At 56.0% G+C, this 25757-nt stretch carries 28 protein-coding genes and 1 tRNA gene; 17 read left to right on the top strand and 12 right to left on the bottom strand.

From position 1 onward, the window contains the following. Positions 1–10 precede the first annotated feature (10 nt). Complete coding sequence (gene rpsU / locus DDT56_RS06275) at positions 11–226, bottom strand: 30S ribosomal protein S21 (RefSeq protein ID WP_001144069.1); 216 nt, start codon at positions 224–226, stop codon at positions 11–13. 440 nt (positions 227–666) lie between these two features. On the opposite strand from rpsU, the gene tsaD reads away from it, so the two are divergent. Then, the gene (gene tsaD, locus DDT56_RS06265) at positions 667–1680 is read left to right on the top strand and encodes a tRNA (adenosine(37)-N6)-threonylcarbamoyltransferase complex transferase subunit TsaD (protein WP_136165617.1); all 1014 of its coding nucleotides are present in this window, start codon (positions 667–669) and stop codon (positions 1678–1680) included. Between the two features lie 98 nt (positions 1681–1778). Here tsaD and argR read toward each other — a convergent pair whose 3' ends face one another. After that, complete coding sequence (argR, locus tag DDT56_RS06260) at positions 1779–2249, bottom strand: transcriptional regulator ArgR (protein WP_009114482.1); 471 nt, start codon at positions 2247–2249, stop codon at positions 1779–1781. 485 nt (positions 2250–2734) lie between these two features. Here argR and mdh point away from each other — a divergent pair, with 485 nt between their 5' ends. Then, positions 2735–3673 (top strand): malate dehydrogenase, encoded by a 939-nt coding sequence (mdh, locus tag DDT56_RS06255; protein ID WP_136165616.1) that lies wholly within the window; start codon positions 2735–2737, stop codon positions 3671–3673. A gap of 60 nt (positions 3674–3733) precedes the next feature. Here mdh and DDT56_RS06250 read toward each other — a convergent pair whose 3' ends face one another. Beyond that, positions 3734–3997, bottom strand: coding sequence for a helix-turn-helix domain-containing protein (locus DDT56_RS06250; RefSeq protein ID WP_136165615.1), 264 nt, complete (start codon positions 3995–3997; stop codon positions 3734–3736). 187 nt (positions 3998–4184) lie between these two features. Between DDT56_RS06250 and DDT56_RS06245 the strand changes: the two genes are divergently transcribed. Both DDT56_RS06245 and DDT56_RS06240 read left to right on the top strand, forming a co-directional pair. Beyond that, complete coding sequence (locus tag DDT56_RS06245; RefSeq protein ID WP_136165614.1) at positions 4185–4571, top strand: DNA-binding protein; 387 nt, start codon at positions 4185–4187, stop codon at positions 4569–4571. Positions 4572–4816: 245 nt separating this feature from the next. After that, positions 4817–5191: a DNA-binding protein gene (locus tag DDT56_RS06240; protein ID WP_136165613.1), complete on the top strand. Its 375-nt coding sequence runs from the start codon at positions 4817–4819 to the stop codon at positions 5189–5191. A gap of 24 nt (positions 5192–5215) precedes the next feature. Here DDT56_RS06240 and ispB read toward each other — a convergent pair whose 3' ends face one another. Beyond that, complete coding sequence (ispB, locus tag DDT56_RS06235; protein WP_136165612.1) at positions 5216–6187, bottom strand: octaprenyl diphosphate synthase; 972 nt, start codon at positions 6185–6187, stop codon at positions 5216–5218. Positions 6188–6451: 264 nt separating this feature from the next. Between ispB and rplU the strand changes: the two genes are divergently transcribed. The 4 genes from rplU (at position 6452) to cgtA (ending at position 9532) form a co-directional block, all read left to right on the top strand. Next, positions 6452–6763: a 50S ribosomal protein L21 gene (rplU, locus tag DDT56_RS06230; protein WP_009114476.1), complete on the top strand. Its 312-nt coding sequence runs from the start codon at positions 6452–6454 to the stop codon at positions 6761–6763. Between the two features lie 19 nt (positions 6764–6782). Further along, positions 6783–7040: a 50S ribosomal protein L27 gene (gene rpmA / locus DDT56_RS06225; RefSeq protein WP_009114475.1), complete on the top strand. Its 258-nt coding sequence runs from the start codon at positions 6783–6785 to the stop codon at positions 7038–7040. A gap of 88 nt (positions 7041–7128) precedes the next feature. Then, positions 7129–8088, top strand: coding sequence for a DMT family transporter (locus DDT56_RS06220; protein WP_136165611.1), 960 nt, complete (start codon positions 7129–7131; stop codon positions 8086–8088). A 271-nt stretch (positions 8089–8359) separates the two neighbouring features. Next, a complete protein-coding gene (gene cgtA, locus DDT56_RS06215; protein WP_136165610.1) occupies positions 8360–9532 on the top strand; it encodes an Obg family GTPase CgtA in 1173 nt (390 codons plus the stop codon). Positions 9533–9601: 69 nt separating this feature from the next. On the opposite strand, the gene puuE is transcribed toward cgtA, so the two are convergent. The 3 genes from puuE to DDT56_RS06200 are packed head-to-tail and all read right to left on the bottom strand — an operon-like array spanning position 9602 to position 12027. Continuing rightward, positions 9602–10561 carry an allantoinase PuuE gene (gene puuE, locus DDT56_RS06210; RefSeq protein ID WP_136165609.1) on the bottom strand — a complete coding sequence of 320 codons (960 nt, stop codon included), beginning with the start codon at positions 10559–10561 and terminating at the stop codon, positions 9602–9604. Then, positions 10554–11309, bottom strand: a complete 756-nt coding sequence (gene hpxA, locus DDT56_RS06205) for an allantoin racemase (RefSeq protein WP_136165608.1) — start codon at positions 11307–11309, stop codon at positions 10554–10556. The genes puuE and hpxA overlap by 8 nt, the downstream gene beginning before the upstream one ends. A 1-nt stretch (position 11310) precedes the next feature. Further along, positions 11311–12027 (bottom strand): GntR family transcriptional regulator, encoded by a 717-nt coding sequence (locus tag DDT56_RS06200; protein ID WP_136165607.1) that lies wholly within the window; start codon positions 12025–12027, stop codon positions 11311–11313. A 145-nt stretch (positions 12028–12172) separates the two neighbouring features. On the opposite strand from DDT56_RS06200, the gene DDT56_RS06195 reads away from it, so the two are divergent. After that, the gene (locus DDT56_RS06195) at positions 12173–13672 is read left to right on the top strand and encodes an NCS1 family nucleobase:cation symporter-1 (protein ID WP_136165606.1); all 1500 of its coding nucleotides are present in this window, start codon (positions 12173–12175) and stop codon (positions 13670–13672) included. Between the two features lie 50 nt (positions 13673–13722). Here the strand turns inward: DDT56_RS06195 and dacB are convergent, their stop codons facing one another. Continuing rightward, positions 13723–15156: a serine-type D-Ala-D-Ala carboxypeptidase gene (gene dacB, locus DDT56_RS06190; RefSeq protein ID WP_136165605.1), complete on the bottom strand. Its 1434-nt coding sequence runs from the start codon at positions 15154–15156 to the stop codon at positions 13723–13725. Positions 15157–15478: 322 nt separating this feature from the next. Between dacB and greA the strand changes: the two genes are divergently transcribed. Next, positions 15479–15955, top strand: coding sequence for a transcription elongation factor GreA (gene greA, locus DDT56_RS06185; protein ID WP_136165604.1), 477 nt, complete (start codon positions 15479–15481; stop codon positions 15953–15955). Positions 15956–16083: 128 nt separating this feature from the next. On the opposite strand, the gene yhbY is transcribed toward greA, so the two are convergent. Beyond that, on the bottom strand, positions 16084–16377 hold the full coding sequence (gene yhbY, locus DDT56_RS06180; RefSeq protein WP_136165603.1) for a ribosome assembly RNA-binding protein YhbY: 294 nt from the start codon (positions 16375–16377) through the stop codon (positions 16084–16086). Positions 16378–16522: 145 nt separating this feature from the next. On the opposite strand from yhbY, the gene rlmE reads away from it, so the two are divergent. From rlmE to DDT56_RS06145, 6 genes are all read left to right on the top strand, one after another. Further along, on the top strand, positions 16523–17152 hold the full coding sequence (gene rlmE, locus DDT56_RS06175; protein WP_136165602.1) for a 23S rRNA (uridine(2552)-2'-O)-methyltransferase RlmE: 630 nt from the start codon (positions 16523–16525) through the stop codon (positions 17150–17152). 56 nt (positions 17153–17208) lie between these two features. Beyond that, entirely contained in the window at positions 17209–19134 is a 1926-nt protein-coding gene (gene ftsH, locus DDT56_RS06170; protein WP_136165691.1) for an ATP-dependent zinc metalloprotease FtsH, read from the top strand. Between the two features lie 123 nt (positions 19135–19257). Further along, entirely contained in the window at positions 19258–20091 is an 834-nt protein-coding gene (gene folP, locus DDT56_RS06165) for a dihydropteroate synthase (protein ID WP_136165601.1), read from the top strand. 8 nt (positions 20092–20099) lie between these two features. After that, positions 20100–21437: a phosphoglucosamine mutase gene (glmM, locus tag DDT56_RS06160; RefSeq protein ID WP_136165600.1), complete on the top strand. Its 1338-nt coding sequence runs from the start codon at positions 20100–20102 to the stop codon at positions 21435–21437. Between the two features lie 240 nt (positions 21438–21677). Then, on the top strand, positions 21678–22019 hold the full coding sequence (gene secG / locus DDT56_RS06150; RefSeq protein ID WP_136165599.1) for a preprotein translocase subunit SecG: 342 nt from the start codon (positions 21678–21680) through the stop codon (positions 22017–22019). Positions 22020–22083: 64 nt separating this feature from the next. Beyond that, a tRNA-Leu gene (locus tag DDT56_RS06145) sits at positions 22084–22170 on the top strand. A 183-nt stretch (positions 22171–22353) separates the two neighbouring features. On the opposite strand, the gene DDT56_RS06140 is transcribed toward DDT56_RS06145, so the two are convergent. The 3 genes from DDT56_RS06140 to DDT56_RS06130 form a co-directional block, all read right to left on the bottom strand. Continuing rightward, the gene (locus DDT56_RS06140; protein ID WP_136165598.1) at positions 22354–22662 is read right to left on the bottom strand and encodes a type II toxin-antitoxin system RelE/ParE family toxin; all 309 of its coding nucleotides are present in this window, start codon (positions 22660–22662) and stop codon (positions 22354–22356) included. Continuing rightward, complete coding sequence (locus DDT56_RS06135; RefSeq protein WP_136165597.1) at positions 22662–22916, bottom strand: type II toxin-antitoxin system Phd/YefM family antitoxin; 255 nt, start codon at positions 22914–22916, stop codon at positions 22662–22664. Before DDT56_RS06135 ends, DDT56_RS06140 begins: the two co-directional genes overlap by 1 nt. A 118-nt stretch (positions 22917–23034) precedes the next feature. After that, positions 23035–24162: a helix-turn-helix domain-containing protein gene (locus DDT56_RS06130; protein ID WP_136165596.1), complete on the bottom strand. Its 1128-nt coding sequence runs from the start codon at positions 24160–24162 to the stop codon at positions 23035–23037. A 249-nt stretch (positions 24163–24411) separates the two neighbouring features. Here DDT56_RS06130 and DDT56_RS06125 point away from each other — a divergent pair, with 249 nt between their 5' ends. After that, positions 24412–25701 (top strand): MFS transporter, encoded by a 1290-nt coding sequence (locus tag DDT56_RS06125; RefSeq protein WP_136165595.1) that lies wholly within the window; start codon positions 24412–24414, stop codon positions 25699–25701. Positions 25702–25757 lie beyond the last annotated feature (56 nt).

The raw sequence follows: 25757 nt of genomic DNA, 5'->3' as shown, positions 1-25757 counted from the left end.
CTCCGGAAAATCAATACAGACGAGTGCGGCGTGCGTTTTCTCGAGCCAGTTTCTTCGCGTGACGTTTTACTGCGGACGCTTTAGCGCGCTTACGTTCGGTAGTCGGTTTTTCATAAAACTCACGACGACGAACTTCAGCCAGAACACCTGCTTTTTCGCAGGAACGCTTGAAGCGACGCAGAGCTACGTCGAACGGCTCGTTTTCACGTACTTTAATTACCGGCATGTGCCTCTCACCTCAATAAATTCGGTTTGCCGCTGGCCTTGTGCCAGCCTTTTCAAAATGGTGCGGAATTCTACTGCAAACAGGGCGCCCTTGTAAAGGGGCTGGACGATCATAAAACGCGCAGCCTTCGCCGGCGCAGAAACCGGGAAGCTTATGGTAGACTATTCGCCGCATGAAGCAAGCCGCAGATCGTTGACATCGACAAAGCTCGTTATTAGAGAGAGCGTGGCGAGGGGCCGTAGCGGCGTAAGCCGCCGACAAATTTGCCGGGAGCAAATTTGAACAGCATTTATGCTGGCCCACCAGGGTGGGACACAAGGATGTGTCCCATAATAGCCCCTCGGTACGGTAGGCCCGGGTATCACAGGCTTACAGGCAACTTTGTCAGTAACCTCCCGCATATTAATGCGGGCTTGTCCCTAATAAAAGTAGGAACCGTAATGCGCGTATTGGGTATTGAAACATCCTGTGATGAAACCGGCGTGGCCATCTATGACACGCAGGCCGGTTTACTCGCTAATCAGTTATACAGCCAGGTAAAACTCCATGCCGATTACGGGGGCGTCGTTCCCGAACTGGCTTCGCGCGATCACGTGCGAAAAACGGTGCCGCTGATCCAGGCGGCGCTGCGTGAAGCGGATTTAACCGCCGGCGATATTGACGGCGTGGCCTATACCGCCGGTCCCGGACTGGCGGGCGCGTTGCTGGTCGGGGCGACGGTAGGCCGCGCGCTGGCGTTCGCCTGGAACGTGCCGGCGGTCGCCGTGCACCATATGGAAGGGCATCTGCTGGCGCCGATGCTGGAAGATAATCCGCCCGAGTTTCCTTTTGTGGCGTTACTGGTTTCCGGCGGTCATACGCAGCTTATCAGCGTGACCGGGATCGGCGAGTACCGGTTGCTGGGGGAATCAATCGATGATGCCGCGGGCGAGGCGTTCGATAAAACCGCAAAACTGCTGGGACTGGACTACCCCGGCGGGCCGATGCTGTCCAAAATGGCGCAGGCCGGCGACGCCGCGCGTTTTACCTTCCCGCGTCCCATGACCGATCGTCCAGGGATGGATTTCAGCTTCTCCGGTTTGAAAACTTTTGCCGCCAACACTATCCGCAATAACGGCGATGATGAACAAACCCGGGCGGACATCGCCCGTGCTTTCGAAGATGCCGTGGTGGATACGCTGGCGATTAAATGCCGTCGCGCGCTGGATGAAACGGGGTTCAAAAGGCTGGTGATGGCGGGCGGGGTGAGCGCCAACCGTACGCTGCGCCAGCGTCTGAGCGAGATGATGGCAAAACGGGGCGGGGCGGTGTTTTATGCCCGGCCGGAGTTTTGCACCGATAACGGCGCGATGATCGCCTACGCGGGGACGGTTCGTCTGCAACAGGGAGAAAGCCGGGATCTCGGCATTACGGTGCGCCCGCGTTGGCCGCTGGCCGAATTGCCCGCTCTTTGAGGTAATCAGCGGTAGCCGGCGCTACGGCGATTACGCTCTATTTATGACGGGCTATCCCTCGCCCGTCACCCTACGGGCCGTCGGTTATTGCCGTCGGGCTAGAGCTCCTGCTCGAACAATACCAGAATCGCCTCGTAGAGCTGCTTAACGCTGAATCCTCTGGCCGGGGTGGTAAAGATGGTATCGTCGCCGGCGATGGTGCCGAGGATCCCTTCCGATTTACCCAATGAGTCGAGCAGGCGGGCAATCAGCTGCGCCGCGCCGGGGCTGGTGTGGATAACCACTACGGAATCATTGAAGTCGACGTCCAGCACCAGGTTTTTGAGCGGGCTGGTGGTGGTGGGCACGCCCAGTTCGGTTGGCAGGCAGTAAACCATTTCCATTTTGGCGTTACGCGTGCGCACGGCGCCAAACTTGGTCAACATGCGCGAGACTTTGGACTGATTGATGTTTTCAAATCCGTCTTCCTGCAAAGCCTGGACGATCTCGCTCTGAGAACTGAACTTTTCTTCTTTCAGCAGCGCCTTGAACGCCTTAACTAAGTCTTCCTGTTTTGTCGAGTTACGCATTCTGCACCGGATTCATGTGGTTATCTGTGGCGTTATTATGCAGATTAGTGAATTTTTATGCAACTATGCTGCGTATTATATCGCCAAGCGGCGGCCCGCAGGGTAGCGGGCAAGGAATCGCCGCCATAAAAAAAACCATCTCCCCGGCGTATCTGAAAAATGCGTCACAGGTCACATAAAAGTGAATCAAATGTTATCAGAATGATGTTGTTTAACTATTCTCGATCGGTGTACCCTAGCTCCCTGGTTAACCGATCATAAATGCGCGCTTCATTATTAGTCCACATGCCCATTAACTTTACTTACCTTTCTAATTAATAGCGTTTTTTGGTTTATTATTATAGACATAGGGTATTTTTCAATCTTTAGGCAACTCTTTTTCGCTGACGGTAAGTAAATACGCTTTGTTTTTTTCTTCTGATGTTGATTCTATAACTAAATGAATTCACGGCATTTTTGTACTTTACGATAATAAGGAGTTTAGGATGAAAGTTGCAGTTCTTGGCGCGGCAGGCGGCATTGGTCAGGCCCTTGCGCTCCTCCTCAAAACCCAGCTTCCTTCAGGTTCAGAATTATCTCTCTATGACATCGCGCCGGTAACCCCGGGCGTTGCGGTCGATCTGAGCCATATTCCTACAGCGGTCAAAATCAAGGGCTATAGCGGCGAAGACGCCACGCCAGCTCTGGTCGGCGCGGATATCGTGCTGATATCCGCCGGCGTCGCCCGTAAGCCGGGTATGGACCGTTCGGACTTATTCAATGTCAATGCGGGTATCGTTCGTAATCTGGTCGAGCAAATTGCCCGCACCAGTCCGCAAGCCTGTATCGGCATTATCACCAACCCGGTCAATACGACCGTCGCCATTGCGGCCGAAGTGCTTAAGAAGGCCGGCGTTTACGACAAAAATAAACTGTTCGGCGTAACCACGCTGGATATCATCCGCTCTAATACCTTTGTTGCCGAACTTAAAGGCAAGCAGCCGGAAGATGTCAACGTCCCCGTCATCGGCGGGCACTCCGGCGTGACCATTCTTCCGCTATTGTCGCAAATTCCCGGCGTGAGCTTTAGCGAGCAGGAAGTGGCGGATCTGACGAAACGCATCCAGAATGCGGGCACTGAAGTGGTGGAAGCGAAAGCCGGCGGCGGATCCGCAACCTTGTCGATGGGGCAGGCGGCCGCGCGATTCGGTCTGTCTCTGGTTCGTGCGCTGCAGGGGGAAAACGGCGTGGTTGAATGCGCCTATGTGGAGAGCGACGGCCAATATGCCCGCTTCTTTGCCCAGCCGGTGCTGTTGGGTAAAAACGGTATTGTTGAACGCGAAGAGATCGGTACGCTGAGTGCGTTTGAACAGGCGGCGCTTAAAAATATGTTGGATACGCTGAATCAGGATATCGAATTAGGCGAGTCTTTTATCAAAGGTTAAGCAACGCTGAAATTTCGTGATATGAATCAGAGCCGGAGATTTTACCTCCGGCTTCTTTACTTATTGGGACCGAATAAGTTTTTTTCTGTCAATAAGCTCGTTGGTTTCCGGATCATAATATCGACTCGGCCAGATCTCTGATGGATGGATCCCCAACGCATCGGCTATCAACCACTCCCCTTTCGGCCATGGGCGCGACAGCGCATTGGCCAACGTTGATGAACTTAATCCGGCAGCACGTGATACCGCAGCCAGCGTCGTGCCTTTTTTGCGCAAAGCGGCAATGATATCAGCGGGATGCCAGTCATGTTTCCTTAGAGTCATAATCCTTCCTTTTATTGCTATAAGACGACTGTGTATTAGTGGTATAAATAACGAATGTTAGTTATATGCCAGGCTAACGTGTTACCATTATTTGGAAATAATATAGCATCAATTTTCTATAAATTTCTCAATTAATTTCCAAATAACTCCGTTTTTGTTAGGAATGGCACTATCAGGATGAAAGGCGATGAAAAAAGAGTGGTTTGCTACCAGCGAACTGGTTGGCATTGGCGGCCTTCCGAAATCAAGACAGGGATTGAACAAACGTGCTCGTGAAGACGGATGGGAAAAACGTCGTCGTAAAGGCGTCCAGGGAAGAGGGGTGGAATATTCCATTCACAGCCTGCCCGACCCGGTGAGACAATCGCTGCTGCAGGAGAGCGACCCTCCGGATTACGCGCCCCTGCAGCCCGCCAGCCAAGCCATCTGGATGCAGATTTACCACCAGCTTTCAGATAAAGAGAGAGATGACCTGATTGCCTACGTTCTGCGCGTCGGCGTATCGACCATGCTGTGCCAGCTTGGGCTTACGGCGACGGAAGAGCGGTTCGCCGCGCCGACCGACGCCGAATAATCCGCATTCCTGCCTGTGCCATCCGCCTTTGTCGCCATGATGGCATTTCCCCGACGTTTCCATTATTTTTTCCTCTCTTTATGCCCGTCCCGCCGGCATTTAGCGTAATGCTTATGGATTTCCCTATCGATTATACGAACCAATAACAGGATAAAGTTAGATGTTTGGGTAATTGTGGTTTATTATTTGGAAACCATTTGGCAGCCGCTGAGGCTGCCCGGGGAATAAACAAGGGAGTGATGGGTATGGATAAAGAGTGGTTTGCAACCAATGAGTTGACCGGCGTTGGCGGATTGCCTAAAACGCCGCAAGGCATCAACAAGCGGGCCCGCGAGGATGGCTGGGAGAAGCGCAGGCGCAAAGGCGTCCAGGGGCGCGGCGTCGAGTATTCCATTCGCAGTTTGCCGCAGGAAGTGAGAAATTCGCTGTTGCTGAAAGAGGGCGCGGTGGCGGAATATCAACAAATTAGGCAAGAACCGACGTTACTGGCCTCATGGATACATATTTTCCATCAGCTTTCGGAAAGCGAGCAGTCCCGGCTGATTAATTTTATCCTGCGCGAAGGCGCATTGGCGATGCTGTCCCGTCTGGAAAATACCGCGGATGACCAGACGGCATAGTTGACTCGCTGCCGGGCAACGCGGTCAGAAATCCCGTTGCACCGCTAAATGCGCCAGGCCTTCAAGCGCCGAGCGGAAAGGGGTTTCCGGTAACGGCCGTAGCGCATCAATCGCTTTATCGGCCTCTTCTTCCGCGCGTTGACGGGTATAGCTGAGCGAACCGCATTGCTGCATGGCGGCAAGTACCGGCTCCAGCAGGTGACGTCCGTTGCCTTCTTCTATCGCCTGACGAATCATGGCGCTCTGTTCGGCGTTGCCATGATGCATCGCATGCAGCAGAGGCAGGGTGGGTTTGCCTTCATTAAGATCGTCGCCGGTATTTTTACCCAGCGTTTTGCCGTCGGCGTTGTAATCGAGCAAATCATCAATAAGCTGGAAGGCGGTTCCCAGATAGCGGCCGTAATCCCGTAATGCTTCTTCCTGCACGGAGGTCGCCCCGGCCAGAATCGCCGATGACTGGGCGGCAGCCTCAAACAGGCGCGCGGTTTTGCTGTAAATCACCCGCATGTAGCTTTCTTCAGTGATGTTGGGATCGTTACAGTTCATCAGCTGCAGCACTTCCCCTTCGGCAATCACGTTGACGGCTTCCGACATTAGCGCCAGCACGCGCAGCGACTCCAGACTGGTCATCATCTGAAAAGCACGGGTGTAGATAAAATCGCCGACCAGTACGCTGGCGGCGTTGCCGAACGCGGCGTTGGCCGTCGCTTTGCCGCGGCGCATATCGGACTCATCCACCACGTCATCGTGCAATAGCGTGGCGGTATGGATAAATTCGATCAGCGCGGCCACGGTAATGTGCTTGCGTCCCTCATAGGAGAGCGCCCTGGCGGCGAGTACCGCGATCATCGGTCTGATACGCTTACCGCCGCCGCTGATGATATAATGACCGAGTTGGTTAATGAGAACGACATCCGAGTTCAGTTGCTCAAGAATTACTTCATTAACGGCCGTCATGTCATGAGTGGTTAACGCTGTGATTTCTTCTAGATTCATTGTTTGCGCCAGCTAATTTCTTCAGCATTGCCGTAAATAAGATTGCTGTTTTATATCGGCATGTGTTGGAACTTGTTGAGCTGATTGTACTGGAAAAATGAGAGAGATAAACGGCAGTTAATATGTTGTATTCTTTTTCTTCACATCACTCGATTCTGCACTTGTCATCCTCAGGTTTTTTGCGTAGAATTCGCGCCCTATTGTGAATATTTATAGCGCGCTCTGGATAATCATACGTTGAGTGCGCGGAAAGCGGAGTTTTTTATGTACGCAGTTTTCCAAAGTGGTGGTAAACAACACCGAGTAAGCGAAGGTCAAACCGTTCGCTTGGAAAAGCTGGACATCGCAACTGGTGAAGCTATTGAGTTTGATCAGGTTCTGATGGTTGCCAATGGTGAAGAAATCAAAATCGGCGTTCCTTTCGTCGATGGCGGTAAGATCAAAGCTGAAGTTGTTGCTCACGGTCGCGGCGAGAAAGTTAAGATTGTTAAGTTTCGTCGTCGTAAACACTACCGTAAGCAAGCGGGCCATCGTCAGTGGTTCACTGACGTGAAAATCACCGGCATCAGCGCTTAAGATTTAGGAGAGCGGATTAATGGCACACAAGAAAGCTGGCGGTTCAACTCGTAACGGCCGTGATTCAGAAAGCAAACGCCTGGGCGTAAAACGTTTCGGCGGCGAAGCGGTATTAGCCGGCAGCATCATCGTTCGTCAGCGCGGGACCAAGTTCCACGCCGGCAGCAACGTAGGCTGCGGTAAAGACCACACGCTGTTCGCTTTGTCTGACGGTAAAGTTCAGTTCGAAGTGAAAGGCCCGAAAAACCGTAAATATATCAGTATCGTTGCTGAATAAATTTTCGCGTTAGGCCTCAAGGATATAAGCCCCGCAATTTATTGCGGGGCTTTTTACATTTCACTTCCTGGCCTTAGCCGAGACAAGCATGAATACTAAACAACAGACGGGCATCGGCCTCTGTCTGGCGCTGACCACGGCGATCTGCTGGGGCGCGCTGCCCATCGCCATGAAGCAGGTGCTGGTGGTGATGGAGCCGTACACCATCGTTTGGTATCGATTTCTCATCGCCTCCGTTGGGCTGGGGATAGTGCTGTTTTCACGCCGCCAATTACCGCCGCTGCAGATTTTCCGGCGCCCTCGGTGGTGGATTTTGCTGTTGATAGCCACCTATGGCTTACTGGGAAATTTCGTCTTTTTCAGTTCGTCGCTGCAATATCTGAGTCCGACCGCCTCTCAGGTTATCGGCCAGCTTTCACCGGTCGGCATGATGTTCGCCAGCGTACTCATCTTAAAAGAAAAGATGCGGATTACGCAGGTTATCGGCGCCGTGATGCTGGTTTGCGGACTGGTGCTGTTTTTTAACGCCAGCCTGATTGAAATTTTCACCCGCCTGACCGATTACACCCTGGGGGTGCTGCTGGGCGTTTGCGCCGCGGCGGTGTGGGTGACCTATGGCGTGGCGCAGAAGGTGCTGTTACGCCGCCTGACGTCACAGCAGATTCTGTTCCTGCTGTATGTGCTTTGCGTTCTCTCCATCACGCCGTTTGCCCGCCCGGCGGTTGTTCTGCAACTCAACGGCTGGCAGCTTATCTGTCTGCTGTTTTGCGGCGCCAATACGCTGATAGGTTATGGCGCGCTGGCGGAGGCCATGGCGCGCTGGCAGGCCGCTCAGGTGAGCGCGGTGATTACGCTTACGCCGTTATTCACCTTGCTCTTTTCCAGCTTGCTGGCATGGGCTTGGCCAACGTTTTTTGCCGCGCCGCCGCTGAATGTTGTGGGGTATACTGGGGCGTTCGTGGTCGTGGCGGGGGCGATGTTTTCCGCTATCGGGCACCGTTTTTTCCCCGGAAGAAAGGATCCCGCTTCGGTGATTGCGCCAAAATAGGTACGGCGTCTGGAGCAGTCAGACGATAGGGAACACTGCGACAGGCCGTTTTGACATCCCATCTGTACTGTTTATTTTTAATACAGATGAAAATATTGCGGTAAGCGGGTACAATTCGCCCCCTTGCCGGAGCAGGTTCTGGCGCGTCGGTTTTTAATGGTGGCGGGTAAAAGATGCCACCACCCTTAAAATCAAAAAGTTACGCCAAAAAGAACCAATAAATAGCCTAAAACAAGTAGATATTTCTATTGGTTTTTTGCGGAGAGAATTCATGAAGTTTGTAGATGAAGCCACCATTCTGGTGGTGGCAGGTGATGGCGGTAATGGCTGCGTAAGCTTCCGCCGTGAAAAATATATTCCCAATGGCGGCCCTGACGGCGGCGACGGCGGCGACGGCGGCGACGTCTATTTGCTGGCGGATGAAAACCTGAATACCCTGATTGACTACCGCTTTGAAAAGTCGTTCCGCGCGGAACGCGGACAAAACGGGCAGAGCCGCGACTGTACCGGGAAACGCGGTAAGGACATCACCATCAAAGTGCCCGTCGGCACCCGGGTGCTGGATCAGGGAACGGGCGAAGTGCTGGGCGATATGACGCGCCATCAGCAGAAACTGATGGTCGCCAAAGGCGGCTGGCACGGACTGGGCAACTCCCGCTTTAAATCTTCCGTCAACCGCGCGCCGCGCCAGAAAACAAACGGTACGCCGGGCGAAGAGCGCGAACTGATGCTGGAGCTGCTGCTGCTGGCGGACGTGGGTATGCTGGGGCTGCCCAACGCCGGTAAATCCACCTTTATCCGCGCCGTTTCGGCCGCCAAGCCGAAAGTGGCGGATTATCCGTTTACCACGCTGGTGCCAAGCCTCGGTGTGGTGCGCATGGACAGCGAGCAAAGCTTTGTGGTCGCCGATATCCCCGGCTTGATTGAAGGGGCGTCTGACGGGGCCGGTTTGGGCATTCGTTTTCTGAAGCACCTGGAGCGTTGCCGCGTGCTGCTGCACCTGGTCGACCTGGCGCCGATTGACGAGTCCGATCCGGTGGAAAACGCCAAGGTGATCGTCAATGAACTGCAGCAATACAGCGCCGCGTTGGCTGAAAAACCGCGTTGGCTGGTGTTCAATAAAGTCGATTTGCTGGATAAAGCCGAAGCCGCGACGCGCGCCAAGGAAATCGCCGCGGCGCTGGGGTGGGAAGAGAAGTATTACCTGATTTCCGCCGCCAACCGCGAAGGGGTGAACGCGCTGTGCTGGGATGTGATGAACTTCCTCAAGGTTCAGCCGAAAGCCATGGCCGTCGAGGAAAGCGCGCCGGAGAAAGTCGAATTCATGTGGGACGACTATCACCGCGAGCAGCTGGCGACGGCGGAAAGCGAAGCTGAAGACGACTGGGATGATGACTGGGACGACGAAGACGAGGAAGGCGTCGAAACCATTTATCAGCGTTAATCGTTATCGCTGGCGAAGCCGGCGTTTATTCCTGACCGCAGGAATAAACGCCTTTGCCGGCTCCCTCTCTCAGCTTTTGGGCGCGGGATGATGGGCGATCCAGTGGTCGGCGATCTCCTGCCGGGTACAGATCCACACTTTCTCATGCCGCTGGATATAATCCAGAAAACGCTGCAGGGCGCGAAAACGTCCCGGGCGTCCCAACAGCCGGCAGTGCATGCCGACCGACATCATTTTCGGTACGCTCTCTCCCTCTTCATACAGCACGTCAAAACTGTCTTTCAGGTAGGTGTAAAACTGCTCCGCGGTGTTGAATCCCTGCGGCGTGGCGAAACGCATATCGTTGGTTTCCAGCGTATAGGGAATAATCAGATGCGGTTTGCGGCGGCCGTCCCGGCAGGCGACGCGGGTCCAGAACGGCAGGTCGTCGCCGTAGTAGTCGCTGTCATAGCTGAAGCCGCCCTGTTCGACCACCAGTCTGCGGGTGTTGGGGCTATCGCGGCCGGTATACCAGCCGGTCGGCGCGCGGCCGAACAGGTCGACAAAGATATCGATCGCTTTTTGCATATGCCGGCGCTCGGTTTCCTCATCCATGCCCTGATAGTGGATCCAGCGCCAGCCGTGGCTGACCACGTCGTAGTCGGCCGCTTTTATCGCCGCCACAATTTCCGGATGGCGCGCCAGCGCCATGGCGACGCCAAACACCGTCAGCGGTAAACCGCGCCTGACGAATTCGTTATGAATGCGCCAGAAGCCGGCGCGGGAACCGTACTCGTACAGCGAGTCCATCGACATATGGCGATCCGGGTAGCTGGCGGCGCCGATGATATCGGAAAGAAACTGTTCGGAACCGGCGTCGCCGTGTAATACGTTATTCTCCGCGCCCTCTTCGTAGTTCAGCACGAACTGCACGGCGATGCGCGCCCCCCCGGGCCAGGCGGCATGCGGCGGTCGGCCCCCATAGCCGCGCAGGTCGCGCGGGTAGTCCCGGTTAAAGTCGTACTCTTTTGCTGCCGTCTGGTTACTCATGATTATCGTCCTGATTCAGGGCGCTAAAGGCGCCGGTCAACGTTTTGCGGCGCGGCGGGGCCAAATCGCCGTGTTTACTGGTGGACAGCCCCAGCGCCAGCAGCGATTCGACCATCTTCACCGCGGCGCCCACGCCGTCAATCACCGGCATACGCAGTTCGTGCGTCAGTTCCCGCGCCAGATCGGCCATGCCGCCGCAGCCCAGTACAATGGCGCCGCTGCCGTCCTGCCGTTTTGCCTGTATACAATATTCGCGCACTTTCTGCTGCGCATAACCGCTGCCGTCTTCCAGCGCCAGCACCGGCAGGTCGATGGCGTGCAGCGCCGCGCAGTGGTGTTCGAAACCATATTGCCTGAGCAGGTGACGGGCGATGATCAAGGTGCGCGGCAGCGTCGTGACGATGGAAAAGCGGGTGGCGACCAGCGTGGCCATATGCATCGCCGCTTCCGCAATGCCGACCACCGGCCCCTGAGCCAGTTCCCGCGCCGCAAGCAGACCCGGATCGCCAAAGCAGGCGATAACGTGACCGCTGACGCCCTGCGCCCGTCCGGCCTTGATCTGTTCCAGCACGCCAACCGCGGCGACGGCCTCGTCAAAGTGGCTTTCAATCGAGGGCGCGCCCTGGGCAGGCGACACCGCGACGATCTCGCTGTTCGGCGACGCGGCCTCCCGTGCGGCGCGGGCGATGGTTTCGGTCATCGGCAGGCTGGTATTGGGGTTAATGACCTGGATAAGGTATTTTTCCATGCTAACGATCTCGTAGATTGGCGAACAGGCGGGAGAAATCCGGCAGCGTTTCGCCGCTGCGCTCAAAATGCAGCGTGGCGAGGATATGTTCAAAGTGGTGGCGCAGCGCCTCGGTCAGCGGCTGCAGCGCCTTTTCCCGCAACAGGACGATCAGACGATCGTGATCGTCGCAGCGGCAGCCCTGTTGCCAGGGAGCGCCATAGGCGGCGACCACCAGCGAAGAGCGCTGGCTCAGCCGCGTGACCATTTCCGTCAGCACCTGATTGCCGGAAATCGCCTGCAGCTGAATATGAAAGGCGGCGGAGAGACGGATGGCCGCCGGGCCGTCGAGGTCGTGATGCGCCTGCTGTTCCTGCCGGTTCAGCTTCTCCAGCGCCACCAGATGCGTTGACTGGCAGTGGGCGATAACCGCGGGGAGATTGGCGCATTCAATCAGCGAGCGGGTGTGGAAAATATCCCGCGCTTCTTCCACGCCGGGCGTGGCGACCTGCGCACCACGTTTGGGCGTCAGGGTGATCATTTGCACTGCCGCGAGGCGTTGCAGCACTTTACGGATGCCGGTACGGCTCACGCCGAACACCTCGGAGAGCGCCTCTTCGGGCAGCTTGCTGCCCGGCGGCAACTGATGTTCCACGATGGCGGCCATCAACGCCTGATAGATGGGTTCGTCTTTATCATTCAAGTCGGAGGCCGTTTTCAGGCCGATTTCGCTCTTCATTACCTACTCCGGTAAACGCCGCTGTATTTGTAAATCGTATACATTAAAAATAGTTTTTGTATACAAAAAGATTAATTTGGCCTGGATCCTGCAATACCCGAATTGTGTACAGGGTTACTTTGTTAAATTCAGAGGAGCAGGTTTCATGCCAAATAGTCAACCTATCGATCCGGCGTCGGCATCCGAAGCCAACGCAAACTACAGCCCGCGGCTGTGTAATGACGATCTCGCCCCGACGCGTAATCAGAATTGGAACTGGTACAACATCTTTTCTTTCTGGATGTCCGACGTACACAGTATGGGAGGGTACGTGGTGGCGGCCAGCTTTTTCACTCTCGGACTGGCCAGTTGGCAGGTATTGCTGTGTTTGCTGCTGGGAATTTGCATCGTGCAGCTGTGCGCCAATCTGGTGGCCAAACCCAGCCAGATGGCAGGCGTGCCCTATGCGGTCATTTGCCGTCAGGCCTTTGGCGTCTTTGGCGCCAATATTCCCGCGGTGATCCGCGGATTGATCGCCTTTGCCTGGTACGGCATCCAAACCTATCTGGCCGCTAACGCGCTGATGCTGGTGGCGCTGAAATTCTGGCCGGCGCTGACGCCCATGACCCAGGTTTCATGGCTCGGGCTGTCTCAGCTTGGCTGGCTGAGCTTCGGGATTATGTGGTTACTGCAGGCGATGGTGTTCTGGCACGGCATGAGCGCCATCAAGCGCTTTATTGATATCGCCGGGCCTGCGGTATATGTGGTGATGCTGGCGCTGGCCGGCTGGATTGTATACCAGACCGGTTTTGACGGCATCTCCTTTACGCTGAGCAGCAAACAGCTGAGCGGCGGCGAACAGGCGTTCCAGATGCTGACGGCGACCGCGCTGGTGGTGTCTTACTTCTCCGGGCCGCTGCTGAACTTTGGCGACTTCGCCCGTTATGGCAAAAACATGGGGGAAATCCGCCGCGGTAACCGCTGGGGGCTGCCGTTTAATTTCCTGCTGTTCTCCATCGTGACCGTGGTGATTGTTTCCGGCACCCAATCGCTGTTCGGCAAGATGATTACCGATCCGATTGAAACCGTCAGCCACGTCGGCAGCGATCTGGCGGTGGCGATAGGGCTGCTGACCATGATTATCGCCACCGTCGGCATCAATATCGTGGCGAACTTCGTTTCTCCCGCCTTTGACTTTTCCAACTGCTCGCCGCAGAACATCAGCTTCCGCACCGGAGGCATGATTGCCGCGGTGGGCTCGGTACTGTTGACGCCGTGGAACCTGTTTCATTCTCCTGAACTGATTCACTACACGCTGGACGTGCTCGGTTCTTTTATCGGTCCGCTGTTCGGCATCCTGCTGGCGGATTTTTATCTGATCAAACGCGGCCGGGTGTCGGTGGACGACCTGTTCAACGCCACGCCGCAGGGCCGCTACTGGTATCGCGGGGGCTTTAATCCGAAGGCCATTTCGGCGCTGTTGCCGTCGGTGGCGATTTGCCTGGTCATCAGCTTTATTCCGTCGCTGCACGCGGTGGCGAACTTCAGCTGGTTTATCGGCGCGGCGCTATCGGCGGGATGTTACCGCTGGATTGCCCGCGACGAGCGGGTGGGCGCGGTCGTCGGGCGCTACCGCCGCCGGGCGATAGCGCTGCAGAAAGATTGACACAGGGCGGAGTTTGATGGCGGGCGAGGCCGTCAAACTCGCGCTGCGAGTCAGTTGTTCTGATAAATATCTTTGTATAAGCGGCTTTCAAAACGCACCAGCGGAACACGGCGTGAACGCTGATCTTCCGGGGGAACGGCATAGCCGGACAGAAACTGTACGAAGGCCATGCGCTGGCCGCTGGCGGTGGTGATAAATCCGGCCAGATTATAAACCCCTTGCAGCGCGCCGGTTTTGGCGGAAACCTTGCCGTTTACGCCCGCTTCATGCAGCCCGCCCCGATACCGTAAGGTGCCGTCGTAGCCGGCGAGGGGAAGCATGGCGATATAATTCAGCTCGCTGTCGTGTTGGGCGATGTACTGCAACGCCTGCATCATGGTCGCCGGCGATATCAGGTTATGGCGGGACAGGCCGGAGCCGTCGACAACGATGCTGTTGCCCAAATCGACGCCGGCCTTCTGGCGCAATACCTGGCGGACGGCATCGGCGCCGGCGCGCCAGGTGCCGGGAACCTTGAAGCGTTCATGGCCGATGGTACGGAAAACGGTATCGGCGATCATGTTGTCGGACTTCTTCAGCATCACGGTCAGCAGGTCGTGCAGCGGCGCGGACTGGGTTTGCGCCAGCACGCTGCCCGCGGGGCCGGGCTGCGTCTGACGGCGCAGGCTGCCCTTGATGGCAATATCGGCCTGCAGCAGTTCGTCTTTAACGATCGCCCCGGCATAGCTGGCGCCGTCCTGAATGGCAAAGGCCAGCGGCAGCGGATCGGCGCGTTGCGGCAGACAGCCGGTGAGCGTAAAGCGGTTCAGCTCGCCGGGGATCACGTCCAGCTCGCAGTATTGCGCGTCTGGAGAGCCTTTGGCCAGCGTACGAACCTCGCTGATCATTTGTACCGGATAATAGGACGCGACGCGGATAAACGCGTTATCGCCGGCGTTGGGCGCGCTATAGAGCGAAATGGAAAAACAGTTGCGGTCGACGATCGCCGCTGACGGCGGGGCGCTGAAGCATTGCGTCATATCGTTCCAGGGCCAGCCGGGCGCCTTGTCGTGGCTGGCGAAAACCGAGGTGTCGATCATGATATCCCCGGCGATTTCCCTCACGCCGCGCTTTTTCAATTCCTGCACCATGTTGCGTATTTGCTGGCGCTTCAGGGTAGGGTCGCCGCTGAAGCGCACGATCAGATTGCCGCGCAGTATGCCGCTCGTCACCGGACCATGGCTTTCCATCGTGGTGATAAAACGATAATCTGGACCCAGCTGAAGGAGTGCGGCCAGCGCGGTCAGTACCTTTTGCGTGCTGGCGGGCAGCGCCATCTGCTGACTGTTAAAGGCCATTGCCGGCGTGGTGGCGCCAACCTTTTGCACCAGCAGCGCCAGATTGGCGCCATCGGGTAAATACTGGGTATGTTCTTCAACCGTCGCTGCATTGGCATGCAGAACAAAAGCGCAGGCAAGTCCGGGAATAATCGATGAAAAACGCATAATCTCAGCTAACAACAGGGTAACGTGTGGTCATACTACGGCGCAATAAGGTCTAAAGTAAACGATGACCCCCATGGAACTCTGGGTTAAAATACGTATCAAAATGCAAAATCGTTGCTGGCCTGGAAAATTTGTTCCGGGGCTGGTTACTTTTGTTTAATTGCCGCAAACGCCGGCATGTACATTCCATAGAGTTCAAGCCGCCGCAAGCCAAGGTTCGGGCGGCTTGAAAGATAGAGTAGAACTCCGTCGTATTTGATTATTAACGCGTCAGGATGACGATTATTTGAGTCGTACGGATTTTTTAGAGGTATAGACAATTATGAAACAATTTCCGATGACGTTGCGCGGTGCCGAAAAATTACGCGAAGAGCTGGATTTTTTAAAGAGCGAGCGCCGGCCTGAAATTATCGCCGCGATTGCTGAAGCCCGCGAGCACGGCGATCTGAAAGAAAACGCCGAATACCACGCCGCGCGCGAACAGCAGGGCTTTTGCGAAGGGCGTATCCGCGATATTGAAGCCAAGCTTTCCAATGCGCAGATTATTGACGTGACGAAAATGTCCGCCACCGGGCGCGTCATTTTCGGCGCCACCGTCAAGGTTATCAATCTGGATACCGAAGAAGAACAGACTTACCGCATCGTTGGCGATGACGAGGCTGATTTTAAGCAGAATCTGATTTCGGTGAACTCGCCGATCGCTCGCGGGCTTATCGGCAAAGAGCAGGATGACATTGTGGTGATCCAGACGCCGGGCGGCGACGTGGAGTATGAAATCATCAGCGTTGAATATCTGTAAAGGTTGCTGTTTTGCTGATTAAAACAGCAAAGTTTGTAAAGAAAGGAAAAAGGCCGCTTGCGGCCTTTTCTCTAACGGGCAGGCGTGGCACCTTTCCGTTAAAATTACGTATCCTGAAATAAAAAGTGTTATCGTGGCAACACAATTTTACGTTCTTTCGCCGGACGATACAGCACCAGCGTGTGGCCGATAACCTGAACGTTACTGGCCCCGGTTTCGCGGATAATGGCGTCAACAATCAAAGTCTTGGTTTCGCGGTCTTCGCTCGCGACTTTCACTTTGATCAGTTCGTGATGTTCCAATGCTTGTTCGATCTCAGCCAGAACACCTTCGGTGAGGCCGTTGTTGCCCAGCATGACGACCGGTTTTAACGGATGGGCCAGACCTTTCAGGTGCTGTTTTTGTTTATTGCTTAGGTTCATTGTCTTTTTGCTTAGGTTGGGATTGAAAACGGTTCATTCTACCGCCATCTCATCATTATAACCAATTTGGCGTTACGGATTTTGGTTGTATGCGAGACGTTTCCGCTCACCGGATAGCGCTTTACAGAGAATAGTTGGAAAATAGATGGCTAATAAAAAGCGTTCTGCAAGCTCCAGTCGCTGGTTGCAGGAACACTTTAGCGATAAATATGTGCAACAGGCGCAGAAAAAGGGGCTCCGCTCCCGCGCTTGGTTTAAACTTGATGAAATACAGCAGAGCGACAAACTGTTTAAACCCGGCATGACGGTGGTTGATTTGGGCGCCGCCCCTGGCGGATGGTCGCAGTATGTGGTGACGCAGATTGGCGGTAAGGGGCGTATCATCGCCTGTGATATTTTGCCGATGGATCCTATTGTTGGTGTCGATTTCCTGCAAGGGGATTTTCGTGATGAAGTCGTCCTTAAAGCGCTTCTTGAAAGGGTGGGGGACGACAAGGTTCAGGTAGTGATGTCTGACATGGCGCCGAACATGAGCGGTACACCAGCAGTTGATATTCCGAAGTCGATGTATCTGGTTGAATTAGCACTTGATATGTGTCGGGATGTCTTAGCGCCAGGTGGTAGTTTTCTGGTTAAAGTGTTTCAGGGAGAAGGTTTTGACGAATACCTGCGGGAAATTCGCTCCCTGTTTACGACGGTCAAGATTCGTAAGCCAGACGCTTCGCGTGCCAGGTCGCGTGAAGTGTATATCGTAGCGACAGGGCGCAAACTGTAGTACCCTAACGCTGTTTTTTAACACAGTTGTAATATGAGGTTAATCCCTTGAGTGACATGGCGAAAAACCTGATTCTCTGGTTGGTCATCGCAGTTGTGCTGATGTCCGTTTTCCAGAGCTTTGGGCCCAGCGAGTCGAATGGCCGTAGGGTGGATTATTCAACCTTCTTGACTGAAGTGAATCAGGATCAGGTCCGCGAAGCACGTATTAACGGGCGTGAGATCAGTGTTATCAAAAAAGATAGCAACCGATACACGACTTATATTCCTGTCAACGATCCCAAGCTGCTGGATAACCTGCTAACGAAGAATGTGAAAGTGGTTGGCGAGCCGCCGGAAGAGCCGAGCTTGCTGGCTTCAATCTTTATTTCCTGGTTCCCGATGCTGTTGCTGATCGGCGTCTGGATCTTCTTTATGCGTCAAATGCAGGGCGGCGGCGGTAAAGGTGCCATGTCCTTTGGCAAGAGCAAAGCGCGGATGCTGACGGAAGATCAGATCAAAACCACGTTTGCCGACGTTGCCGGCTGTGACGAAGCAAAAGAAGAAGTCAGCGAACTGGTGGAATATCTGCGTGAACCCAGCCGTTTCCAGAAGCTGGGCGGCAAGATACCGAAAGGCATTCTGATGGTCGGGCCGCCGGGGACCGGTAAAACCCTGCTGGCCAAAGCGATCGCCGGCGAAGCGAAAGTGCCTTTCTTCACCATCTCCGGTTCGGACTTCGTCGAAATGTTTGTCGGCGTGGGCGCGTCCCGCGTACGCGACATGTTTGAGCAGGCGAAGAAAGCCGCTCCCTGTATCATCTTTATCGATGAAATCGATGCGGTGGGCCGTCAGCGCGGCGCCGGTCTGGGCGGCGGGCACGACGAACGTGAACAGACCCTGAACCAGATGCTGGTTGAGATGGATGGTTTTGAAGGCAATGAAGGCATTATCGTGATCGCCGCGACCAACCGTCCCGACGTGCTTGACCCCGCGTTGCTGCGTCCCGGCCGTTTTGACCGCCAGGTGGTGGTGGGGCTGCCGGATGTGCGCGGTCGCGAGCAGATCCTGAAAGTGCATATGCGCCGGGTGCCGCTCTCCCCGGATATTGACGCATCGGTTATCGCCCGCGGTACGCCGGGCTTCTCCGGCGCCGATTTGGCCAACCTGGTCAATGAAGCCGCGTTGTTCGCCGCGCGCGGCAACAAGCGCGTGGTGTCGATGGTCGAGTTTGAAAAAGCCAAAGACAAGATCATGATGGGGGCGGAACGCCGCTCCATGGTGATGACTGAACAGCAGAAAGAGTCCACCGCCTATCACGAAGCGGGCCATGCGATTATCGGTCGCCTGGTGCCGGAACACGATCCGGTGCATAAAGTGACCATTATCCCGCGCGGCCGCGCATTGGGCGTGACGTTCTTCCTGCCGGAAGGGGACGCCATCAGCGCCAGCCGCCAGAAGCTGGAAAGCCAGATTTCCACCCTGTACGGCGGCCGTCTGGCGGAAGAGATTATCTACGGCGTGGAAAAAGTGTCTACCGGGGCGTCGAATGACATCAAGGTCGCCACCTCCATTGCGCGCAACATGGTTACGCAGTGGGGCTTCTCGGAAAAACTCGGTCCGCTGCTGTATGCGGAAGAGGATGGCGAGGTGTTCCTGGGCCGTTCCGTCGCCAAGGCCAAACATATGTCTGACGAAACGGCGCGCATCATCGATCAGGAAGTGAAATCGCTGATTGAGCGCAACTACCAGCGTGCGCGTGAGCTGCTGATGGCGAATATGGACATCCTGCATTCAATGAAAGATGCGTTGATGAAGTATGAAACCATTGATGCGCCGCAGATTGACGATTTGATGTCGCGTAAAGAGGTTCGCCCGCCGGCCGGTTGGGAAGATCAAAGCTCGGATAGCAATTCCGGCAGTGGCGGCGCACCCAAGGCGCCGACGCCGGTTGATGAGCCCCACACGCCGAATCCGGGTGGCACGATGTCCGAGCAAAAATAAATTTGCCGGTGTTTAGTATCGCCCGTTGTTACTCCTGTAAAACCCCGGACCTGTCCGGGGTTTTTTACTGAATGGTCCGCGGGATAGATTTTAGGAGAGAACAACGATTTTGAGGGAAAAATCATGCAACTGAGCGCTAGAGGATCGACCCTGGATCTTTCTTGTCCCCACGTGATGGGCATTCTCAACGTTACTCCCGATTCATTTTCCGACGGCGGCAAACATAACACGCTGGATGCGGCGCTGTTTCATGCCCAGGAAATGATCGCCGCCGGCGCCACGCTGATTGATATCGGCGGGGAGTCAACCCGCCCGGGGGCGAATGAAGTCGGCACGGAAGAGGAGCTGGAGCGCGTGATCCCGGTCGTCGAGGCGTTGGCCCGGCGTTTTGACGCATGGATTTCCGTCGATACCTCCAAGCCTGAGGTCATCACGGCTGCGGCGCAAGCGGGCGCTCACTTGATTAACGACATTCGCTCGCTGCAAGAGCCGGGGGCTTTGCAAGCCGCCGCCGCAACCGGGCTGCCGGTTTGCCTGATGCATATGCAGGGATTGCCGAAAACCATGCAGCACAACCCGCACTACGATGACCTGATGGCGGAAGTGGGGGCGTTTTTACAGCGGCAGATCGATCGCTGCGTGAGCGGTAATATTCCGAAAAGTCGTCTATTGCTGGATCCCGGGTTCGGATTTGGTAAAAATCTGGCGCATAATTATCAGCTTCTTGCACGCCTGGGCGAATTACACCGTTTCGGATTGCCCCTGCTGGTCGGAATGTCGAGAAAATCGATGATCGGACAACTGCTCAAGGTCCCTCCCGCGCAGCGGGTTCAGGGCAGCGTGGCCTGTGCGGTGATAGCGGCGATGCAAGGCGCGCAAATTATTCGCGTTCATGACGTAAAAGAAACGGTAGACGCCATGCGCATTGTGGAAGCCACTCTTTCAGCGAAGGAATAAAAACTATTATGAGTAACCGTAAATATTTTGGCACTGACGGCGTGCGGGGAAAAGTGGGCGACAGCCCGATTACCCCCGATTTTGTGCTGAAGCTGGGTTGGGCCGCGGGCAAGGTTCTGGCGCGACACGGCTCGCGTAAAATCATCATCGGCAAAGACACCCGCATTTCCGGTTATATGCTGGAGTCCGCGTTAGAAGCCGGGCTGGCCGCGGCGGGATTGTCCGCCTCTTTTACCGGTCCGATGCCGACGCCGGCCGTCGCGTATCTGACGCGTACCTTCAGAGCGGAAGCCGGTATCGTTATTTCCGCGTCGCACAACCCTTACTATGATAACGGCATTAAATTTTTCTCTATCGACGGCACCAAATTACCCGATGAGGTGGAAGAGGCGATCGAAGCCGAATTGGAAAAACCGCTGACGTGCGTGGAATCGGCGGAGCTGGGCAAGGCAAACCGTATTGTCGACGCCGCCGGGCGCTATATCGAGTTCTGTAAGGGAACCTTCCCCAGCGAGCTAAACCTTAACGGCCTGAAAATCGTGGTCGACTGCGCGAACGGCGCAACCTATCACATCGCTCCCAGCGTATTGCGCGAACTGGGCGCTACCGTCATCTCTATCGGCTGCGAGCCGGACGGCATGAACATCAATGAAGCGTGCGGCGCGACCGACGTCAGGCAGCTACAGGCGCGCGTAGTGGCCGAAAAAGCCGATGTCGGGCTGGCGTTTGACGGCGACGGCGACCGGCTAATCATGGTCGACCACCTGGGCAACAAAGTCGATGGCGATCAGATCCTGTATATCATCGCCCGCGAAGGTTTGCGCCAGGGCCAGCTGCGCGGCGGCGCGGTCGGCACCCTGATGAGCAATATGGGACTGGAGCTGGCGTTGAAGCAGTTGGGCATTCCGTTTGCGCGCGCCAAAGTCGGCGATCGCTATGTACTGGAAACCATGCAGGCGAAGGGCTGGCGTATCGGCGCCGAAAACTCCGGCCATGTCATCCTGCTGGATAAAACCACCACGGGCGACGGCATTATCGCCGGTTTGCAAGTGCTTACGGCGATAGTCAGAAACCATATGAGCCTGCATGACTTGTGCAGCGGCATGAAGCTATTCCCGCAAATTCTGGTTAACGTCCGTTTCTCGGGTGAGAATGACCCGCTCGAGGACAAAAGGGTGCAACAGATCACCCGGGACGTGGAGAAAGAGCTGACCGGCCGGGGACGGGTATTACTGAGAAAATCAGGCACCGAGCCGCTTATTCGCGTTATGGTCGAAGGCGAGAATGAGGCGACGGTGATTGAGTTGGCTAATCGCATCGCTGACGCGGTTAAAGCGGTGGATTAACGACGGTTAAACCCGCTCAGCATCCGCCAGCGGCGCGAGGATGGCGAAAGCCGCTCTTTTTTTCTTCAATCAGTAAACGGCGGCTAAATTACCCTTGCGTACGCTACAGCCTTTGGTTAGTATTCAGACCCGCTTGGCAAGGGATGAAGATATTCATTCGACCTAGTGGACTACGCGCGGAGTTGCCGCAAGAATTTAAAATCTCCATCAATGATGGGGAAAACGGTTACAGGTACAACTATGTACGAAGCTCTTTTGGTGATTTTCCTGTTGATAGCGATCGGGCTGGTTGCCTTGATTATGCTGCAGCAAGGTAAAGGTGCTGATATGGGAGCCTCGTTCGGAGCAGGTGCTTCTGCCACTTTGTTCGGTTCGAGCGGCTCCGGGAATTTCATGACTCGCATGACGGCGGTATTGGCGACGCTGTTCTTCATTATCAGTCTGGTGCTGGGTAACATGAGTTCGCTGCAGAGCAGTAACCGAGGCAGCGGAGCTTGGGATAACCTGAGCCAGCCTGAGAACGCGGAGCAGAGCACTACGCCTGCCGCGCCTCCGGCACCTGCAAGCGATATTCCAAAGTAATCGTTGTATAAGTAGTTTTGACAGCAGCGCCAGCCGCTGCTGTTGCATAAGCAGTTATTGTGATGCCGAGGTGGTGGAATTGGTAGACACGCTACCTTGAGGTGGTAGTGCCCGATTGGGCTTACGGGTTCAAGTCCCGTCCTCGGTACCAATACAAAATCAATAGACGTCAATGGACGTCTATTTTTTTATCTCAATAAACCCACGAACTTACCGACTTTCCCTTCTGTTCAACCTCTCCCGACGTCAACCTGATTCAACCTACATCAACATGCTGGCGAGTATATATTTTGGCGCATACGCTGTGCCTGTTTCCGCTACTTTCCGTGCCGATTTAGAGCCTACGCTGGCGCAATATATTCGGTAAACGACTCTGATGGAGTACGCCAACGATCGTAATGCCATGAGGGGCGAACAGATAATAAATGGCATGGCTCATGTATGGGAAATACCGCAATCCCTGAATATCAAGTGCTTCAATGTTATCACTGCCCATTTGCCGGTTTTCAGCCAGACGTTGCATACAGGTCTGCATTCCAAGCAGGTATTCACGTGTCACCATTGAGCCAAATTGTTTTAATGAATGTTTTTTTATTTCGCGCACATCCTCCCGCGCATCGTCGGTCAGCTTATAACGGGGCATCAGAGATCCTTCATCAGCGCATCAAACACCTCATCGCCATCGTGCAGCAAACCGGCATTGGCCTGCGCAACGGAATGAGCAAGTCTGTTACGCAGTTGCTGGAGTTTGATCTCCTCATAAGCCTGATAATCATCAATGGACATCACCACCACGGAAGGTTTGCCGTTCTTTGTGATGCTGACAGGCTCACGCTGTGCTTTGGTGAGCAATTCCCCAAACTGGGTTTTAGCCTGGTTAGCCGTAAAACTGAGCATGCTTACCGCCTTAATAGGGTGCGAATCGTTCGATTTAAGCTATTTTAGGCCGTTCGGGTTATGCCCGCCAGCTTTTCGTTGCCTGGCTTGAGTGGCTGGCAGAGGCACCGACGGGCATCTACAGGCCGACCTGTCCCCAGCTCCGGCGGTATTCGGAAGGGCTGGTTCCTCCCCAGCGGAGAAAGGCTCGCCGGAAGCTGCGTTCATCGGCAAACCCCAGGTTTTCGGCAATCGTCGGGATACTCATACCGTGCCGCAACATGCGGCGGGCCTCGGTCAGGCGCACCTCGCGCGACAGAACGGAGTAGTTGACGCCTTCGCGATCGAGGATGCGCGCCAGCGTACGGCGGCTGATGCCCAGCAGCCGCGCCAAATCCTCGGACGACCTGATTTCGTCCAGATGGGCGCCCAGAAACTGGAGAATACTCTGCCTGCGCCGCGTCGTCTCCCCGGCCAGCACCTCTTCAAGCATCCGCGCCAGCCTGCTGCGCAGGCCGCTCTCGATAAAGGGTACGGGATGGTCGAGCCAGCGCCGGCTGAATTCGATTTGGGCGATATCCTGATCGAAATAGACCGGACAGCCAAAATAGTGCTCCAGCGCCGACCTGGAAATACCGCAGGAGCGGGTGAATCGCACCGCATCGGCGATGCGGATGCCCGACGACCCGGAACGGGCGACCGCGAAGCAATTGACGAAATGGAAGTGTTCGAACGCCGCGCGAAATTCGGGATCGTAGAATTTGGGAATATGCAGCAGGCTCATGCCGCCGTCGTGGCCGTTTTCCGGTACCGCATTCCAGGGCGTGCGTGAATGACCGGCGCGGAAGCGGATGCCGGCTTTGCGGTCGCGCAGCGCCATTGCCGCCATGCCGGAGGTGCCGAAACTGGCGAAATTGATGCGCGACGCATGGTTGAACAGCAGTTCCGCCCGGTCGCCGAACAGCCACAAACGTTCGAAAACCTGCCGCATTTCCATGTAGGAGACGGTGGCGGCAGGCCACTCTCCCCGAATCAGGTCGATGCCGAGATCCCGTTGCAGCCCTTGCGTACTATTTTGCTCCTGCGCCGTCAGCAGCAGGCCGGACACCTGAAACAGCGTGAATTCCCGGTCGTGCATGCCGATACAGCGCGAACTCGCGGTGGTGGACGGCGATCCGGCGCAGCGTTCCCTCTCTGCGGCGATGAAAGGCAGGCTGTGGGACTGGCACGAATTGTCCGTCGGCGGGTATCTTATGGCTCGGTTCATTTCCCTGGATGTCCTTTTTATCAGCGATCGGGAAGTCTGAATCTATGCCAGCCCGCCGGCTGATGACAAGCCGATAAAATATCTAAATTAATACAATATTTATATATACATGACACGGATTGTCCTTCTGGTCCCCCAGCCCCGCATCGAATAATAGCCCCTAATCCGGATGCGCCGCGAGCGCCTCTTATGACATCCCTTTCAGCCGCCGCGAGCCGCGCGAACGGCCAACCGAGGAAACCATTCGCCATGACCATCCCGCAGGAAAAAACGCTGACCGACTCCTTCGATGCCGGGCTGCCGGTTGCCGGGCGCTGGCAAAACAGCAGCCATGTGCAGTTGACCCTGATTTGGCTGCTGGGCATCGTCTGTGTGCTGGACTCAATGATCATCGCCTCGCTGCTGACGCCGATCAAAGCGGAGTTCGGCTTTACCGACGAACAGATCGGACGCCTGTCCTCGATGTTTACGCTGGCGGGACTTATCGGCGCGCCGATCTTCGGCGTGCTGGCCAATCGCTTCGGGCGCAAATCCGTGTTGCTGATCGGGGTCGCCATCTGGAGCGTATCGTCAATCGCCACCGGCTTTGCCGCCGGCTTCCTCGGCCTGCTGTTCTGGCGCATCGCCACCGGTTTCGGCGAGGCGGCCTATAACTCGCTCGCACCGAGCTGGCTGGCCGACCTCTATCGTCCGCGCTGGCGCAATCTGGTGTTCTCGCTGTACATGCTGAAGAACAAGGTCGGCACGGCCGCCGCGCTGGCGCTCGGCGGCTGGCTGGCGACCGAATACGGCTGGCGGACCGCCTTTTTTGTCGCCGGGCTGCCCGGATTATTGCTCGCGCTCCTGCTGCTGTGGGTCAGGGAGCCGGCCATCGGCGCGCACGACGACGCCGTCGGCACGCCCCTGGTCGCCGCCAAACCCGGCGTGCGCGAGAGTCTGGCCGTCTTCCGCTATCCCGGCTACATCCTGCATTCGCTGGCGCTGCTGTTCTTCTTTATCGCCATGTCGGTGCAGATCTGGATCCCGGCCTATCTGCATCGCGTCTTTGAACTCAGCAACCAGCAGGCTTCCGACTTTCTCGCCCAGGTTCTGCTCTATACCTTGCCGGTGGGGCTGATCGGCGGCTATTTCTCCAGCGTCGTGCTGCGGCCTTTCCGCTGGGGCTTTCCCGCCTTTCTGGCGACCACCTCGCTGCTGGCCTGCGCGGCCTTCGCCACCGCCTACGGCAGCCGGGATTTGACGCTCACCCGGGCCTGTATCGCCGCCGGGATCGCCCTTTTCGGCTTCAGCGCCGGCACCCTGACGACGCTGATCGTCGAAACGGTGCCGCCTTATCTGCGCAACAGCGCCACCGCGTGGTCCATCGTGCTGACCACGGGCATCGCCGGCATCGTCGGCCCGGAGCTGGTCGGTCGCCTGTCCGACGTCCATACCCTGGCCGTGGCGGTATTCGTGGCGCCAGCCGGGTACGCCGTCGCCGGACTGCTGTGGATCATTCTCGCCATTTGGCTCGGGCGCAGTACGCGGGAGCCTGCCTGACGGGCGGCATTGCCGTCGCCGAAACAATTTAACTCACTTTCACCAACGCAGATATT

It is taken from the genome of Brenneria corticis, from assembly GCF_003115855.1.
Lineage (GTDB): Bacteria > Pseudomonadota > Gammaproteobacteria > Enterobacterales > Enterobacteriaceae > Brenneria > Brenneria corticis.
Note: the sequence above shows the minus strand (reverse complement) of the source record. Positions and strands in the feature narration are given on the sequence as shown.

Bases quoted from the DNA above. Each gene is read 5' to 3' on its own strand.
- rpsU (WP_001144069.1), bottom strand. From the start codon at position 226: ATGCCGGTAATTAAAGTACGTGAAAACGAGCCGTTCGACGTAGCTCTG.
- tsaD (WP_136165617.1), top strand. From the start codon at position 667: ATGCGCGTATTGGGTATTGAAACATCCTGTGATGAAACCGGCGTGGCC.
- argR (WP_009114482.1), bottom strand. From the start codon at position 2,249: ATGCGTAACTCGACAAAACAGGAAGACTTAGTTAAGGCGTTCAAGGCG.
- mdh (WP_136165616.1), top strand. From the start codon at position 2,735: ATGAAAGTTGCAGTTCTTGGCGCGGCAGGCGGCATTGGTCAGGCCCTT.
- DDT56_RS06250 (WP_136165615.1), bottom strand. From the start codon at position 3,997: ATGACTCTAAGGAAACATGACTGGCATCCCGCTGATATCATTGCCGCT.
- DDT56_RS06245 (WP_136165614.1), top strand. From the start codon at position 4,185: ATGAAAAAAGAGTGGTTTGCTACCAGCGAACTGGTTGGCATTGGCGGC.
- DDT56_RS06240 (WP_136165613.1), top strand. From the start codon at position 4,817: ATGGATAAAGAGTGGTTTGCAACCAATGAGTTGACCGGCGTTGGCGGA.
- ispB (WP_136165612.1), bottom strand. From the start codon at position 6,187: ATGAATCTAGAAGAAATCACAGCGTTAACCACTCATGACATGACGGCC.
- rplU (WP_009114476.1), top strand. From the start codon at position 6,452: ATGTACGCAGTTTTCCAAAGTGGTGGTAAACAACACCGAGTAAGCGAA.
- rpmA (WP_009114475.1), top strand. From the start codon at position 6,783: ATGGCACACAAGAAAGCTGGCGGTTCAACTCGTAACGGCCGTGATTCA.
- DDT56_RS06220 (WP_136165611.1), top strand. From the start codon at position 7,129: ATGAATACTAAACAACAGACGGGCATCGGCCTCTGTCTGGCGCTGACC.
- cgtA (WP_136165610.1), top strand. From the start codon at position 8,360: ATGAAGTTTGTAGATGAAGCCACCATTCTGGTGGTGGCAGGTGATGGC.
- puuE (WP_136165609.1), bottom strand. From the start codon at position 10,561: ATGAGTAACCAGACGGCAGCAAAAGAGTACGACTTTAACCGGGACTAC.
- hpxA (WP_136165608.1), bottom strand. From the start codon at position 11,309: ATGGAAAAATACCTTATCCAGGTCATTAACCCCAATACCAGCCTGCCG.
- DDT56_RS06200 (WP_136165607.1), bottom strand. From the start codon at position 12,027: ATGAAGAGCGAAATCGGCCTGAAAACGGCCTCCGACTTGAATGATAAA.
- DDT56_RS06195 (WP_136165606.1), top strand. From the start codon at position 12,173: ATGCCAAATAGTCAACCTATCGATCCGGCGTCGGCATCCGAAGCCAAC.
- dacB (WP_136165605.1), bottom strand. From the start codon at position 15,156: ATGCGTTTTTCATCGATTATTCCCGGACTTGCCTGCGCTTTTGTTCTG.
- greA (WP_136165604.1), top strand. From the start codon at position 15,479: ATGAAACAATTTCCGATGACGTTGCGCGGTGCCGAAAAATTACGCGAA.
- yhbY (WP_136165603.1), bottom strand. From the start codon at position 16,377: ATGAACCTAAGCAATAAACAAAAACAGCACCTGAAAGGTCTGGCCCAT.
- rlmE (WP_136165602.1), top strand. From the start codon at position 16,523: ATGGCTAATAAAAAGCGTTCTGCAAGCTCCAGTCGCTGGTTGCAGGAA.
- ftsH (WP_136165691.1), top strand. From the start codon at position 17,209: ATGGCGAAAAACCTGATTCTCTGGTTGGTCATCGCAGTTGTGCTGATG.
- folP (WP_136165601.1), top strand. From the start codon at position 19,258: ATGCAACTGAGCGCTAGAGGATCGACCCTGGATCTTTCTTGTCCCCAC.
- glmM (WP_136165600.1), top strand. From the start codon at position 20,100: ATGAGTAACCGTAAATATTTTGGCACTGACGGCGTGCGGGGAAAAGTG.
- secG (WP_136165599.1), top strand. From the start codon at position 21,678: ATGTACGAAGCTCTTTTGGTGATTTTCCTGTTGATAGCGATCGGGCTG.
- DDT56_RS06140 (WP_136165598.1), bottom strand. From the start codon at position 22,662: ATGCCCCGTTATAAGCTGACCGACGATGCGCGGGAGGATGTGCGCGAA.
- DDT56_RS06135 (WP_136165597.1), bottom strand. From the start codon at position 22,916: ATGCTCAGTTTTACGGCTAACCAGGCTAAAACCCAGTTTGGGGAATTG.
- DDT56_RS06130 (WP_136165596.1), bottom strand. From the start codon at position 24,162: ATGAACCGAGCCATAAGATACCCGCCGACGGACAATTCGTGCCAGTCC.
- DDT56_RS06125 (WP_136165595.1), top strand. From the start codon at position 24,412: ATGACCATCCCGCAGGAAAAAACGCTGACCGACTCCTTCGATGCCGGG.